The sequence below is a fragment of the Mycolicibacterium peregrinum genome, from assembly GCF_001665625.1.
GTDB classification, from domain to species: domain Bacteria; phylum Actinomycetota; class Actinomycetes; order Mycobacteriales; family Mycobacteriaceae; genus Mycobacterium; species Mycobacterium peregrinum_B.
This window is the reverse complement of record NZ_LZSY01000198.1, coordinates 1-13,502: the sequence shown is the minus strand read 5'-3', so window position 1 is coordinate 13,502 and position 13,502 is coordinate 1. Positions and strand designations below refer to the sequence as shown.

Here is a 13,502-nt window from a genome sequence, read left to right as displayed (position 1 = left end):
CTGCGATGCCGAGTCTGCAGGTAATCGTGGGATCGCTGCTACTGGTAGCGGCTGCGGTGGTGTTTGCGAGCGGCGTGGCTCTGCGGCTGTTCATCGGTCGCCGGGCGGACTCGGCGGAATCACGACGGCGGATGCACGCATTCCGCCGGACCAGGTTTGCCCGGGTGCTGTTCGGCTCGGTGTACGACGACGAGGTGTTCGACCCCGACGAGCTCGACCAGATGGTCCTGATGCCCACGATCGTGCTGGCCTGCGGTTTGTGCCTGACCGGGTTCTTCCTGCTGGGATACCGGATCCTGCAGCACTAAGCGTGGACGGCCGCGGCGGTGGCGGCGGCGTCGGCGATCGATCCGCGCCACATCGGCCCGTGGCCGGGAAGCATGATGTCGGTACCCAGCACACCGAGCGTCTCGAGGCTGCGCAGACAGCCGTCCTCGTCGTGGTTGAACAACGCCGGAAGCAGTGACGGACCGGTGCGCCGCAGCAGCGGGTGCCCCGTCACCAGTGCGTCGCCGCTGACCAGGGCGCCGCCGACGATGAATGAGCAGTGTCCGCCGGTGTGACCCGGCGTCGGCACGGCGACGGGCGCGCCGGGCAGCCCGGCGGCGATCTCGGGGGTCAGCGCCTGCGCGGTGGGGATACCGGCATGGTTCATCCCGCCTTTGACGGTGATGGTGGCCGCCCACTTCAGCCAGCGGGGCTGCCAGATGTTGCGCACCACATCGGCGGGTGCGGCCTGCTCCAGGTATTCGCGTTTGGCGTGACCGAGCCCGGTTGCGTGGCAGAACACCGGTACGCCATGGGTTTTCGCGAGCCAGATCGCGGTGCCGAAGTGGTCGATGTGAGCGTGGGTGAGCAGGACCGCGGCGATGTCGTCGATGGAGTAGCCGAGTTGGTTCACCGAGCCGATGACGTCTTGGCGCTGGCCCGGGAACCCGGCGTCGATCAGCATGACCCGGTCCCCGTCGGTCACCAGCGTCCAGTTGACCAAGTCGGTCTGTGCGAAGTGCACGTGCTCGGTGATCGCGGTCAGGGCTGCTGCCATGTCGCGAGTTTAAGCATAGGAGTAGAAACGAAGCCGTGGCTGAACTGAAACTGGGATATAAGGCATCGGCGGAGCAGTTCGCGCCTCGGGAACTGGTCGAGCTGGCGGTGCTGGCCGAAGCGGCCGGGATGGACAGCGCGACGGTCAGCGACCATTTCCAGCCCTGGCGGCACGAGGGCGGGCATGCGCCGTTCTCGCTGGCCTGGATGACGGCGGTGGGTGAGCGCACCGAGCGGCTCGTGCTGGGCACCTCGGTGCTGACGCCGACGTTCCGGTACAACCCGGCGGTGATCGCTCAGGCGTTCGCGACGATGGCGTGTCTGTACCCGGACCGCATCTTCCTCGGCGTGGGTACCGGCGAGGCGCTCAACGAGATCGCCACCGGCTACAGCGGGCAGTGGCCGGAGTTCAAGGAGCGTTTCGCCCGGCTGCGGGAGTCGGTCAAGCTCATGCGTGAGCTGTGGCTGGGCGACCGCGTCGATTTCGAGGGTGAGTACTACAAGCTCAAGGGCGCCTCGATCTATGACGTGCCCGAGGGCGGTGTGCCGGTCTACATCGCTGCCGGTGGTCCGGTGGTGGCCAAGTACGCGGGTCGCGCGGGTGACGGGTTCATCTGCACCTCGGGTAAGGGTGAGGAGCTCTACAAGGACAAGCTCATCCCGGCCGTGAAGGAGGGTGCGGAGGCTGCCGGCCGCAACGCCGAGGACATCGACCGGATGATCGAGATCAAGATCTCCTACGATCCGGATCCCGAGGCTGCGCTGGAGAACACCCGGTTCTGGGCGCCGCTGTCGCTGACGCCGGAGCAGAAGCACTCCATCGATGACCCGATCGAGATGGAGAAGGCCGCCGACGCGCTGCCCATCGAGCAGGTCGCCAAGCGTTGGATCGTCGCCTCGGATCCCGATGAGGCGGTCGAGAAGGTCGGCCAGTACGTCAAGTGGGGCCTGAACCACCTGGTGTTCCACGCCCCCGGTCACGATCAGCGTCGGTTCCTCGACCTGTTCAAGAAGGATCTGGAACCGCGGCTGCGCAAGCTCGGCTGAGTTGATCCGAATTCTCGCGACCCTCTCCGGGGTGGTCGCGGCGGGTGTGGCCGTGGTGGGCCTGGCGGTGCGCTACGTACCGCTGGGCCGCCACGGCACGGTGCTGTTGGCGACGGCATCGCCCTACCTGACCTTGGCCGCCCCGGTGGCGGTGTTGCTGCTGGTGCTCGGTCGGCGGTGGGTGCTGACGGCGCTGGCCGTGGTGCTGACGCTGGCGATCGCCGTGATCCAGGTGCCGCAGTACCTCGGTCCCGAGGCGGTGACGGCGCAGTCGGCACCGGTGCGGGTGTTCACCTCGAATCTCGGTATGGGGCGCGGGGATCCGGCCGCGGTGGTGGCCGCTGCCGAACGGACGGCCGATGTCGTCGTAATACAGGAGCTCACGCAGGAGGCCGCCGACGGGTTGATCGCGGCCGGGCTGGAGAACACCTTCGGCCACCGGATCTTCGACCCCGAGCCGATGGCCGGCGGCCTCGGAATCTGGAGCCGGTTCCCGTTGACCGACAGTGCACATGTCCCGGGCTACTCGATGGTGATGCTGCGGTCCCGGGTCCATGTGCCGGACGTCGCGGTTCCCCCGATCTTGGTGGGGGTCCATTTCGCCGCGCCGTGGCCGCAGCCGATCGAGTCGTGGCGCAACGACATGGCGAAGTTCCCGACAATGCTGCGCGAGTTGGCCGACGAGGCCGGTCCGGGTGCGGTGATCGTGGCCGGGGACTTCAATGCCACCCACGACATGTTGCCGTTCCGGGAACTGCTGGCCACCGGCTACCGCGACGCCGCAGAGCAGGCCGGCGGGGGCCTGGTCCGCACCTTCCCGGTCGGTCCCCGAAGGGTGCCTGCCGTCGGAATCGATCATGTGCTGTTACGCAATGCCGACGCGACCGCGGTACGAACGGAGCTCGTGCCGGAGGCCGACCACATGGCCCTCATCGCCGACATCGTTGTCCCACACGGGGCCTGATCTCAGGCGCTGCACACCGAGCGTTGCACTGCACCGACACCGCCCTGACTGGTGGCGGTGAGCCGGACCCGGTCGGCCCGGAACAAGTCGTAGGCGTACTCGAACGGGCGGCCACTGCTGTCGCGGGTGACCCGCGTGATGGCCAGGAGCGGCCTGCGGTGGGCGATGTCGAGCCACTGCGCTTCGCGGGGACTGGCGCTGACCACTTCGATGGTCTCGGTGTTGGCGGCCGGGGTGAGGCCGTACCGCACCCGCACCAACTCATACAGCGAACCGCCGAGCGGCTGTTCCAGCAGATCTTCCACGTGGGCGGCCACGAAGCAGGCCAGATCCACCGAGAGCGGCACACCGTCGGCGAACCGCAACCTTCGGATCGTGAATATCTCTGCACCATCGGCGATTTCGAGGGCATGCGCCTCCACCGGGGTGGCCGGCCTGCGGTCTGTCGTCAGTACGCGGGTGGCGCTGGTGTGACCACCGGTGCGCAACCGATCCGGCAACCCCGCCAGTTCGGCGGCATTGCGTTCGACGACGTCGGCGCGCACGAACGTGCCGCCGTTGCGCCCGGTGCGGCGCTCCAGTACGCCCGCCTGACTCAGCGGCAGCAGCGCGCTGCGCAGTGTGGAGCGCGACACCGCGAAATTCGCCGCCATCTCCCGTTCGGTGCCCAGCCGTGAGCCGGGGCGAAGGGTGCCCAGGGCCAACATGGACAGGATGCGTCGGCGCACGTCCTCGGCGACGGGGCCGCCCGGTGTCAGGGACATGCCCCGAGTGTGAACCAAATAGACGCCGCAGAGCAGACCGAAACCGAACGGTTTACATGACCGCAACAAAGCGATTGACCCGCAACGAGTTTCGAGTTGCCCGACGGTCTGGGTGGGATGACAATGTGCTGCGTCGCATCACAATGCCGTCGGCGACGACAGGAAATCAGACCAAATAGTGGTCCGAAAACCGTCCTCAGTTAGGACCCGCAATGAGTGAGATCATCGATCCACCGGCCCCGTCCGGCGCCTCCGTCCAACGCCTCAAACCCAACGCCGTCGGGTTGGTCGGTGTGCTGTTCATGGCGGTCGCCACCGCCGCCCCCATCACGGCCATGGTCGGCAACGTGCCGATCTCGGTGGGCTTCGGCAACGGCGTCAACGCGCCGGCCGGATACTTCGTCGCGACCATCGTGCTGACCCTGTTCGCCATCGGCTACGCCGCGATGAGCAGGCACATCACTGCCACCGGTGCCTTCTACGGGTACATATCGCACGGGTTGGGCCGCGTCGTCGGTCTCGGCGCGGGATTCCTGACGGCGCTGGCCTACATGGTGTTCGAGGCGTCGCTGATCGGCATCTTCTCGTTCTTCGGGAACGATCTGTTCAAGTCGTTCTTCGGCGTCGACGTGCCGTGGATTCTCTTCGCGGTGGTGATGCTCGCCGTGAACGCGGTGCTGACCTACTTCGACATCAACCTGGCCGCCAAGGTGCTCGCCGTGTTCCTGATCACCGAGATCATCATGCTGGCCATGATGGCGCTGTCGGTGGTCTTCACCGGAGGCGGTCCGCAGGGCTGGTCTCTGGGATCACTCAACCCGCTCAACGGTTTTCAGAGTCTGTCCGGTGAGGTCGCCGGTGCCGACGGCAGCATGATCACGGTCGCCGGTTCCGCCGGCGTCGGCCTGTTCTTCGCGTTCTGGTCGTGGGTGGGCTTCGAGTCCAGCGCGATGTACGGCGAGGAGTCACGCAATCCCAAGAAGATCATCCCGATCGCGGTGATCAGCTCGGTGGTCGGCATCGGCACCTTCTACGTCCTGGTCTCGTGGTTGGCCATCGTCGGCACCGGACCGCAGAACGCCGTTGCACTGGCACAGGATTCGGCCACCGCGGGTGACATCTTCTTCACTCCGGTGCACGAGCACCTCGGACAGTGGGCCGTCGATCTGTTCAAGATCCTGCTGATGTCGGGCTCCTTCGCCTGCGGTATGGCGTTTCACAACTGCGCTGCGCGTTACCTTTACGCACTCGGCCGCGAGAACGTCATCCCCGGCATGCGCCAGACCATCGGTGCCACCCACCCGGTGCACGGCTCGCCACACATCGCGGGATTCGTGCAGACCGGATTCGCGACCGCGGTGGTGATGTTCTTCGACATCACCGGACGCGACCCGTACACCGGGTTGTACGGCCTGATGGCATTGCTGGGTACGACGGCCATCATGATCGTCCAGGCGCTGGCGGCGTTCTCGGTGATCTCGTACTTCCATGTCCAGAAGCGCCATCCCGAAACGGCGAACTGGTTCACCACTTTCCTGGCTCCGCTGCTGGGCGGGGTCGGCATGCTCTACGTCATCTACCTGCTCGCCCAGAACGCGTCGTTTGCTGCGGGTTCAGCCGCTTCTGACTGGATCTTCACAGCAATCCCGTATGTTGTCGGCATCGCCGGAATCGGTGGTGTGCTGTGGGCGCTGTTCCTGAAATTCAGGGATCCGGAACGGTATTCCGACCTGGGTCGGACCGTGTTGGAGGAGGCGCACGAACGCTGAGCAGGGGGTGCACGGGATGAGTTTCTCGAACATCATGGACTCCAACAGCTACACCGGTCAGTCGGCCGATCCCGACACCGAAAAGCTGATCGAGGCCCGCACCCACCTGCTGGGCCCGGCGTACCGGCTGTTCTACGAGCGGCCGGTACACCTGGTCCGCGGCAGCGGCAGCCACATGTTCGACGCGGACGGCACGCGTTACCTCGACGCGTACAACAACGTCGTCAGCGTCGGGCACTGCCACCCGCACGTGGTCGCCGCACTCACCCGTCAGGCCGAGACGCTCAACACCCACACCCGCTACCTGCACGAGGGCATCGTGGAGTACTCGCAGCGGTTGCTCGCCACCTTTCCGGCGGAACTCGACCAGGTGATGTATGCCTGCACCGGTTCGGAGGCCAACGATCTGGCTTTGCGGGTGGCACAGAGGTATACCGGGGCGCGCGGTGTGATCGTCACCCGCGACGCCTACCACGGCAATACCGAAGCGGTGACGGCGATTTCACCGTCGCTCGGCGGTGCCACCACCATCGGATCCCATGTGCGCTCGGTGGCCGCGCCGGACAGTTACCGCTCGGGTGCCGAAGTGGCAGAGCGCTTCCTGGTCGATGTGGAAGCCGCGATCGCCGACCTCGAGGCCGCCGGGTTCGGTCTGAGTGCTCTGATCGTGGACACCTTCTTCTCCTCCGACGGCATCTATCCCGATCCCTCGGTGCTGGCGCCTGCGGTGGCCGCGGTGCGGGCGGCCGGCGGGGTATTCATCGCCGACGAGGTGCAGCCTGGGTTCGGCCGGACGGGGGAGACGATGTGGGGCTTCACCCGCCACGGTGTCGTGCCCGATCTCGTCACAATGGGCAAGCCGATGGCCAACGGGTTGCCGGTGGCGGCGATGGCCGCTAGCAGCGAGGTGCTGGAGGCCTTCGCCCGGGAGGTGCCGTACTTCAACACCTTCGGAGGCAATCCGGTGTCGATGGCGGCCGCGGCCGCGGTGCTCGACGTCATCGAAGGCGAGGAGTTGATGGCCAACGCGGCGCGGGTCGGCACGGCCCTGCGTGACGAACTGACCCGGCTGGCCGCCGACGATCCACGCGTCGGCGATGTTCGCGGTGCCGGACTCTATGTCGGTGTCGAGATGGTGACCGACCGCGCCGGGGCGGGCCCTGACCGGGCCGCGGCGCACGATCTGGTCAACGCGATGCGGGACCGCAAGGTGCTGATCTCGGTTTGCGGGGCGCAGGGCAGTGTGCTGAAGGTGAGACCGCCCCTGGTATTCTCTCTGTCGGATGTGGACTGGTTCTGCACCGAATTCGCCGATGCGCTGCGTGAGCTGCGCTGAGCAAAAGCAGAGCATCTGGCCGTCCAAACCCTGATGAGGGAAGCTGTATCAGTGCCAGAGGCAGTCGTCGCTACCGCGATCTATATTGCGTCGCCCGAAGGTGACACCGGAAAGTCGACCATTGCGCTCGGCATTCTTCACCGACTTGCCGCGACCGTGCCGAGGGTGGGGGTGTTCCGCCCGATCACCCGTCTGGGCGAGGACCGCGACTACATCCTCGAACTGTTGCTGGCCAGTGCCACGGCCGGGCTGAGTTACGACGAATGCGTCGGGGTCAGCTACCAGCAGGTACACGAAGACCCCGACGTCGCGATCGCCGAGATCGTCGACCGGTTCCACCGCGTGGCCGAGAAGTGCGACGCCGTGCTGATCGTCGGCAGTGACTACACCGACATCGCCACCCCCAGCGAGCTGAGCATGAACGCCCGCATCGCGGTCAACCTCGGCGCGCCTGTCGTGCTCGCGGTCAAGGCCGCCGACCGGACACCTACCGAGGTGGCCCATGTGGTCGAGGTGTGTCTGGCCGAGCTGAACCACCAGCACGCACATGCCGCGGCGGTCGTCGCCAACCGGTGCGACCCGGCCCAGCTGGACGCGGTGGCCCAGGCCCTCAAACCGCTCGGCCCGCCCGCGTATGTGCTTCCCGAGGAGCCGTTGCTGGTCGCCCCGTCGGTCGCCGAACTGCAGGTGGCGGTCGACGGCACGATGATCGCCGGGGACCCCGAGCTGCTGTCGCGCGAGGCGATGGGCGTGATGGTCGCCGGTATGACCGCCGAGCACTGCCTGGAGCGGCTGACCGAGGGCGTCGCGGTGGTCACTCCGGGGGACCGGTCCGACGTGGTGCTGGCCTTGGTGAGTGCTCATGCGGCAGAAGGCTTTCCGTCACTGTCCTGCATCATCCTCAACGGCGGCCTCGATCTGCACCCGGCCATCGCATCGCTGGTGGAAGGGCTCGGGCTGCGGCTGCCGATCGTGGCCACCAAGTACGGCACCTTCGAGACCGCCAGTCGGGTCGCCGGTGCCCGCGGCCGGGTCACGTCGACATCGCAGCGGAAGATCGACACCGCGCTGGCGTTGATGGACAAGCACGTCGACGTCAACGACCTGATCGCGCAGCTGAGCATTCCGATCCCCGCGGTCACCACGCCGCAGATGTTCACCTACCAACTGCTCGACCAGGCCCGCTCCGACCGCAGGCGCATCGTGCTGCCCGAAGGCACCGACGACCGCATCCTCAAGGCCGCGGGCCGGCTGCTCCAGCACGAGGTGGCCGAGCTGACCATCCTCGGCGAGGAGAGCCAGATCCGTTCCCGGGCAGCTGAACTCGGGGTCAACCTGGATGCAGCCGTCGTTCTGGATCCGCTCACCAGTGAGCTGTGCGACCAGTTCGCCGAGCAATACGCCGAGCTGCGCCGCAAGAAGGGCGTGACCGTCGAACAGGCCCGCGAGATCATTCACGACGTCTCGTATTTCGGCACCATGCTGGTGCACAACGAGATGGTGGACGGCATGGTCTCGGGTGCCGCGCACACCACCGCGCACACCGTACGGCCGGCCTTCGAGATCATCCGCACGGCGCCGGGAATCTCGACGGTGTCGAGCATCTTCCTGATGTGCCTGGCCGATCGGGTGCTGGCCTATGGCGACTGCGCGATCGTGCCCGATCCGACCTCGGAACAACTCGCCGACATCGCGATCTCCTCGGCGCGCACCGCCGCGCAGTTCGGCATCGATCCGCGGGTCGCCATGTTGTCGTACTCGACGGGAACCTCGGGTACCGGGGCCGACGTCGACAAGGTCCGGGCGGCAACCGAGCTGGTGCGGCAACGTGAACCGGATCTGTTGGTGGAAGGGCCGATTCAGTACGACGCGGCGGTGGAGCCATCGGTGGCGGCGACGAAGATGCCCGACTCGCCGGTGGCGGGTCGCGCCACCGTGTTGATCTTCCCCGATCTCAACACCGGTAACAACACGTACAAGGCGGTGCAGCGCAGCGCGGGCGCCATCGCGATCGGCCCGGTGCTGCAGGGCTTGAACAAGCCGGTGAACGATCTGTCCCGGGGAGCCCTGGTGGAGGACATCGTCAACACCGTGGCCATCACCGCGATCCAGGCACAGGGGCAGTCATGACGGTTCTGGTGATCAACTCGGGATCCTCATCGCTGAAATACGCAGTGGTGAAACCGGCTTCGGGAGAATTCCTGGCCGACGGCATCATCGAGCAGATCGGCTCGGCGCAGGTTCCCGATCACGATGCCGCGTTGCGGGCAGCGTTCGACGAACTGGCGGGTCAGGGTCTGCACCTGGACACCCTCGGACTGGTGGCAGTCGGCCACCGGGTAGTGCACGGCGGCAAGGCTTTCTACTGCCCCACGCTGATCGACAGTGAGCTGATCGGCAAGCTCGAAGAGCTGTCTCCGCTGGCTCCGCTGCACAATCCGCCGGCGATCCTGGGCATCGAGGTGGCCCGCAAGCTGCTGCCAGACCTGCCGCACGTGGCGGTGTTCGACACCGCGTTCTTCCACAACCTGCCCGCAGCGGCGGCCACCTACGCCATCGATCGCGAGGTGGCCGAGCGCTGGGACATCCGCCGCTACGGCTTCCACGGCACCTCGCACGAGTACGTGAGCCGGCAGGCAGCCGCTTTCCTGGACCGGCCTTACGAGTCGCTGAATCAGATTGTGCTGCACCTGGGTAACGGCGCGTCGGCGTCGGCGATCGCCGGCGGCAGGCCCGTAGACACCTCGATGGGCATGACGCCGATGGAGGGCCTGGTGATGGGCACCCGCAGCGGCGACATCGACCCCGGCATCATCTTGTTCCTGCGCCGGGCGGCGGGTATGGACGTCGAGGACATCGACACGATGCTCAACCGCCAGTCGGGTGTGCTCGGGCTCGGTGGCGAGAACGACTTCCGCACGTTGCGCAAACGCATCGAATCCGGCGACGAGAACGCGCAATTGGCGTACGACGTCTACATCCACCGGCTCCGCAAGTACGTCGGCGCCTATCTGGCGGTGCTGGGCCGGACCGACGTCATCAGCTTCACCGCGGGCGTCGGCGAGAACGACGCCACGGTGCGCCGCGATGCCCTGGCCGGGCTGTCCGCGCTGGGGATCCAGATCGACGAGCAACTCAACGCGTCACCGTCGCGTGAAGCACGGCGGATCTCGACACCCGAGTCACCCGTAACCGTGTTGGTGGTGCCCACCAACGAGGAATTGGCGATCGCGAAGGCCTGCGCCGCGTTGGCCTGAATCAGAACGTGCTCATCGGCCGCACGCTGTTGGCCAGGTCGATCAGGGCGTAGCGGTGCGACTGGGTGGGGGCGACCCGGGCCAGCGCCCGCAGTGAGGCCTCCACACCGAGCTTGAGACCGTGCTCGGTGAACGGGAATCCGAGGATGTGATTGCTGCTCGCCGTGTTGTCGGCCAGCCAGTCCATCGCGGTGCCCAGTACCAGTGCCCGGATCTGCAGCACGCGCGGCTCGGAGTCGGGCAGGGCCTCCACCCGTCGCGCCGCATCGCGGATGTTCTGCTCGGTGATCTCACCGGTGGACCGACCGGACAGCAGGGTGACCGCGCTGGTCAGCCGGGCGGTGGTGAAATGCCTTGAGGTGGGCGGAACCTGGTCCAGGGTCTGGACCGCCTCATCCCGTGACCCGGCCACCGACTGGGCGCGGGCCAACCCGAAACCGGCGGAAATCACGCCGTTGTCGGTGCTCCACACGGTGTTGTAGAACTTCAGCTCGTCGGCGGTGCCGGCCAGCTCGGCCGTCGCGGCCAGCGCCAGCTTGGGGGCCAGCTCCCCGGGCAGGGTGTCCAGCACCTCGGTGAAATGCTTTGTCGCCGAGTCGTAATCGGCCGAGAGCATCTCGGCCACCGCGCGGAACCAGACCAGCTGCCAGCGCCAGCCGGCCCAGGTCGCCAGGTCGTCGAGCTTGCGGGTGGCCTTGGCGACGTCGCCCAGATCGAGTAGCGCACGCGCCTCCATCAACGGAAGCTCCACCGATTCCGAGAGGTCCACGCCTTCGGCATCGATCGCGCCGTGCCGAGCGGCCCGCAACTGGTCGAGGGTGTGCACAGGCTGGCTGAGCACACTGGCCACCAGCATCGGGGCGCCGACATCGGTGCGGTCCACCAGTGGCACCGGCAGTGCTCGCACGATCTCCTGCGCGGTCAGTTTCTCCGAATGCACCTGCCCGTCGACGTAGACGTCGGTGTGTGCAACCAGCAGATCCACTCCGAATGTGGACCGCGACGGGCTGAATACGGTCGACAGGCCGGGGCGGGGACTTCCGGTGTCGGCCGCCACGACCTCGCGCAGCACGCCGAGCAGCTGGGACGACATCTCCTCGGCGCTGCGGAACCGGCGTCGCGGATCCGGGTCGATGGCGCGGCGCAGGAACCGGCCGAAGGAATCGTAGGTGTCGAGCACCGGGTCCTCGGATGGCAGGCCGTCGACGTAGCGACCTCGCCGGGTCCGCAGGTTCAAGGTCAGCGCGGCCAGCGTGCGCCCCACGGTGTAGATGTCGGTGGCCACAGTCGGCCCGGTGCGTACGATCTCGGGCGCTTGGAAACCCGGTGTGCCGTACAGGTATCCGTAGGAGTTGAGCTTGGACACCGCACCGAGGTCGATCAGCTTGAGCTGCTCCTCGGTGATCATGATGTTCTCGGGCTTGAGGTCGTTGTAGGCCAGCCCGATCGAATGCAGATAGCCCAGTGCGGGCAGGATCTCGAGCATGTAGCCGATGGCCTCGGCCACCGGAAGCCGGGTTCCCCTGGCCTGTTTGAGCGAGGTTCCGCCGACGTACTCCATCACGATGTAGCCGACCGGGTTGCCGTGCTTGTCGTCGTGTTCGACGAAGTTGTAGATCTTCACGATTCCCGGGTGGGTCACCTCGGCCAGGAACTGACGTTCGGCCATGGCGATCACCTGCGCCTCGGCGTCACCGGAATGCACCAGTCCCTTGAGCACGACGGGACGTTCGTTCACGTTGTGGTCGAACGCCAGATACACCCAGCCCAGCCCACCGTGGGCAATGCAGCCCTTGATCTCGTACTGGTCGGCGACGATCTCACCCGGCGACAGCTGCGGCAGGAACGAGTAGGCGCTGCCGCAGTGGGGGCACCAGCCCTCCGACAGGGCATGTCCGTCGGACGAGGACCTGCCGACCGGCTTGCCGCAGTTCCAGCAGAACCGCTTCTGTTCGGCCACGACCGGATTGGTCATCAACGCCGTCAACGGATCCCGCTCGGGTACCCGCGCGATCTCGACCAGCCCGCCACCCAGTCTGCGGATCGGCGAGAGCATCCGGGTGGCGATCGTGGCAAGGTTCTGCGGTTCGGTGTCGCCGCCGCCGAACGTCGGATCGTCGGAATCGTCGAACTCCGGGCGGAACACCGCCTGGGTCGCCATGGGCCGCAGGGTCGACTGCGAATCCAACTCGAGGTCGTCGAGGCTCGCCGGCTGCGTCCCGGGGCCGCCCTCGGTGTCGGGATCGGTGTCCGGGAGTCCGCTGTCGTCGGGCTTTTTCATCAGTCGACATACCTCGCGGCCGGAGGCGACGGCGCCGGCCCCAGGACCGTCAACCACTTGCGGTACAAGGTGTTCCAGGTGCCGTCGCGGCGGATGCGTTCCAGCGTCGCGTTGACGACCCGGACCAGCGGCGTGTTGTCCAGGTTCAGCCCGATGCCGTAGGGCTCCTCGTTGAGGCTGGGGCCGACGATGTGCAGATACGGATCCTGGGCCACCAGCCCGGCCAGGATCGAATCGTCGGTACTGACCGCATCGGCCTGACGCTGCTGCAGCGCCACCAGGCAATCGGCCCAGGTCACCACCGAGACGATGATCGGTGACGGGCTGATCTGCTGGATCCGCTTGAGCGACGTGGTCCCGTCCACCACGCACACCCGCTTGCCCGAGAGGTCGGAGGCCTGCGAGATGTTGGAGTCCCGCGCGGCCAGGATGCGTTGGTGGGCCATGAAATACACCGTGGAGAAGTTGATCTCCTTGCGGCGCTCGCAGGTGATCGTCATGGTCTTGACCACGATGTCGACCTGATTGTTCTGCAGTGCGGTGATGCGGTCGGCCGAGGACAGGATGCGGTACTCGACCTGTGACGGCGTGCCGAAGATGTCGCGCGCGACCTCCCCGGCGATGTCGACGTCGAATCCGTTGATCTGACCGGTGATCGGATCGCGGAACGAGAACAGATTGCTGCCGATGTCGAGTCCGACGACCAGCCGCCCGCGGTCGCGGATCTTCGCCACCGCCGCGTCGGCGTCGGCCTGATTGCTGAACGGCCGCAGGCTGGCCGTGCGGTTGCACTCGTCGGTGTCCTGCGTCGGCACCCGAACCGGCTGGGGCGCAAGCTCCTGCATGCCGGCCGGGCTGGGCGGCGCCAGCGTCATCGTCGGCAACGTCAACGCCGGCGCGCTCTGACTGCACCCGGCCACCGCCAGGGTCGCGGTCAGGACGGCCAACGCCTTCTTCATCTTCCTCATCAGCGGCTGTCTCTTCTTCGCGCAAGCGCTCATCAGCGGCTGTCTCTTCTTCGCGCAAGCGCTCATCAGCGG

11 protein-coding genes are annotated in these 13,502 nt (G+C 66.7%); 7 read left to right on the top strand and 4 right to left on the bottom strand.

Features of this window, described 5'->3' with window-relative positions; translation table 11 throughout:
• Positions 1–5 precede the first annotated feature (5 nt).
• Positions 6–308, top strand: coding sequence for a hypothetical protein (locus A5779_RS31560; RefSeq protein ID WP_064887850.1), 303 nt, complete (start codon positions 6–8; stop codon positions 306–308).
• Here A5779_RS31560 and A5779_RS31555 read toward each other — a convergent pair.
• Positions 305–1,045 (bottom strand): MBL fold metallo-hydrolase, encoded by a 741-nt coding sequence (locus A5779_RS31555; RefSeq protein ID WP_064887848.1) that lies wholly within the window; start codon positions 1,043–1,045, stop codon positions 305–307. The two genes, A5779_RS31560 and A5779_RS31555, sit on opposite strands and share 4 nt — an antisense overlap.
• Before the next feature lie 35 nt (positions 1,046–1,080).
• Between A5779_RS31555 and fgd the strand changes: the two genes are divergently transcribed.
• Together fgd and A5779_RS31545 are read left to right on the top strand one after the other, a co-directional pair.
• A complete protein-coding gene (fgd, locus tag A5779_RS31550; protein WP_064887846.1) occupies positions 1,081–2,091 on the top strand; it encodes a glucose-6-phosphate dehydrogenase (coenzyme-F420) in 1,011 nt (336 codons plus the stop codon).
• A 1-nt stretch (position 2,092) separates the two neighbouring features.
• Complete coding sequence (locus tag A5779_RS31545; protein WP_064887844.1) at positions 2,093–3,055, top strand: endonuclease/exonuclease/phosphatase family protein; 963 nt, start codon at positions 2,093–2,095, stop codon at positions 3,053–3,055.
• A gap of 2 nt (positions 3,056–3,057) precedes the next feature.
• Here the strand turns inward: A5779_RS31545 and A5779_RS31540 are convergent, their stop codons facing one another.
• A complete protein-coding gene (locus tag A5779_RS31540) occupies positions 3,058–3,819 on the bottom strand; it encodes a GntR family transcriptional regulator (protein ID WP_064887842.1) in 762 nt (253 codons plus the stop codon).
• Between the two features lie 212 nt (positions 3,820–4,031).
• On the opposite strand from A5779_RS31540, the gene A5779_RS31535 reads away from it, so the two are divergent.
• Genes A5779_RS31535 through A5779_RS31520 form a run of 4 tightly spaced genes read left to right on the top strand, consistent with a single transcriptional unit; the run spans position 4,032 to position 10,181 of the window.
• Positions 4,032–5,588, top strand: coding sequence for an APC family permease (locus A5779_RS31535; protein ID WP_064887840.1), 1,557 nt, complete (start codon positions 4,032–4,034; stop codon positions 5,586–5,588).
• Positions 5,589–5,604: 16 nt separating this feature from the next.
• Positions 5,605–6,924, top strand: a complete 1,320-nt coding sequence (locus A5779_RS31530) for an aspartate aminotransferase family protein (protein WP_064887838.1) — start codon at positions 5,605–5,607, stop codon at positions 6,922–6,924.
• A 51-nt stretch (positions 6,925–6,975) separates the two neighbouring features.
• Positions 6,976–9,054: a phosphate acetyltransferase gene (gene pta / locus A5779_RS31525; RefSeq protein WP_064887834.1), complete on the top strand. Its 2,079-nt coding sequence runs from the start codon at positions 6,976–6,978 to the stop codon at positions 9,052–9,054.
• Positions 9,051–10,181, top strand: coding sequence for an acetate kinase (locus A5779_RS31520; protein WP_064887831.1), 1,131 nt, complete (start codon positions 9,051–9,053; stop codon positions 10,179–10,181). The genes pta and A5779_RS31520 overlap by 4 nt, the downstream gene beginning before the upstream one ends.
• 1 nt (position 10,182) lies before the next feature.
• Here the strand turns inward: A5779_RS31520 and A5779_RS31515 are convergent, their stop codons facing one another.
• Positions 10,183–12,462, bottom strand: coding sequence for a serine/threonine-protein kinase PknG (locus tag A5779_RS31515; RefSeq protein WP_064887828.1), 2,280 nt, complete (start codon positions 12,460–12,462; stop codon positions 10,183–10,185).
• Complete coding sequence (locus A5779_RS31510; protein ID WP_064887881.1) at positions 12,462–13,421, bottom strand: glutamate ABC transporter substrate-binding protein; 960 nt, start codon at positions 13,419–13,421, stop codon at positions 12,462–12,464. The genes A5779_RS31515 and A5779_RS31510 overlap by 1 nt, the downstream gene beginning before the upstream one ends.
• Between the last annotated feature and the right edge of the window lie 81 nt (positions 13,422–13,502).

Bases quoted from the DNA above. Each gene is read 5' to 3' on its own strand.
- A5779_RS31560 (WP_064887850.1), top strand. From the start codon at position 6: ATGCCGAGTCTGCAGGTAATCGTGGGATCGCTGCTACTGGTAGCGGCT.
- A5779_RS31555 (WP_064887848.1), bottom strand. From the start codon at position 1,045: ATGGCAGCAGCCCTGACCGCGATCACCGAGCACGTGCACTTCGCACAG.
- A5779_RS31540 (WP_064887842.1), bottom strand. From the start codon at position 3,819: ATGTCCCTGACACCGGGCGGCCCCGTCGCCGAGGACGTGCGCCGACGC.
- A5779_RS31535 (WP_064887840.1), top strand. From the start codon at position 4,032: ATGAGTGAGATCATCGATCCACCGGCCCCGTCCGGCGCCTCCGTCCAA.
- A5779_RS31530 (WP_064887838.1), top strand. From the start codon at position 5,605: ATGAGTTTCTCGAACATCATGGACTCCAACAGCTACACCGGTCAGTCG.
- A5779_RS31520 (WP_064887831.1), top strand. From the start codon at position 9,051: ATGACGGTTCTGGTGATCAACTCGGGATCCTCATCGCTGAAATACGCA.
- A5779_RS31515 (WP_064887828.1), bottom strand. From the start codon at position 12,462: ATGAAAAAGCCCGACGACAGCGGACTCCCGGACACCGATCCCGACACC.
- A5779_RS31510 (WP_064887881.1), bottom strand. From the start codon at position 13,421: ATGAAGAAGGCGTTGGCCGTCCTGACCGCGACCCTGGCGGTGGCCGGG.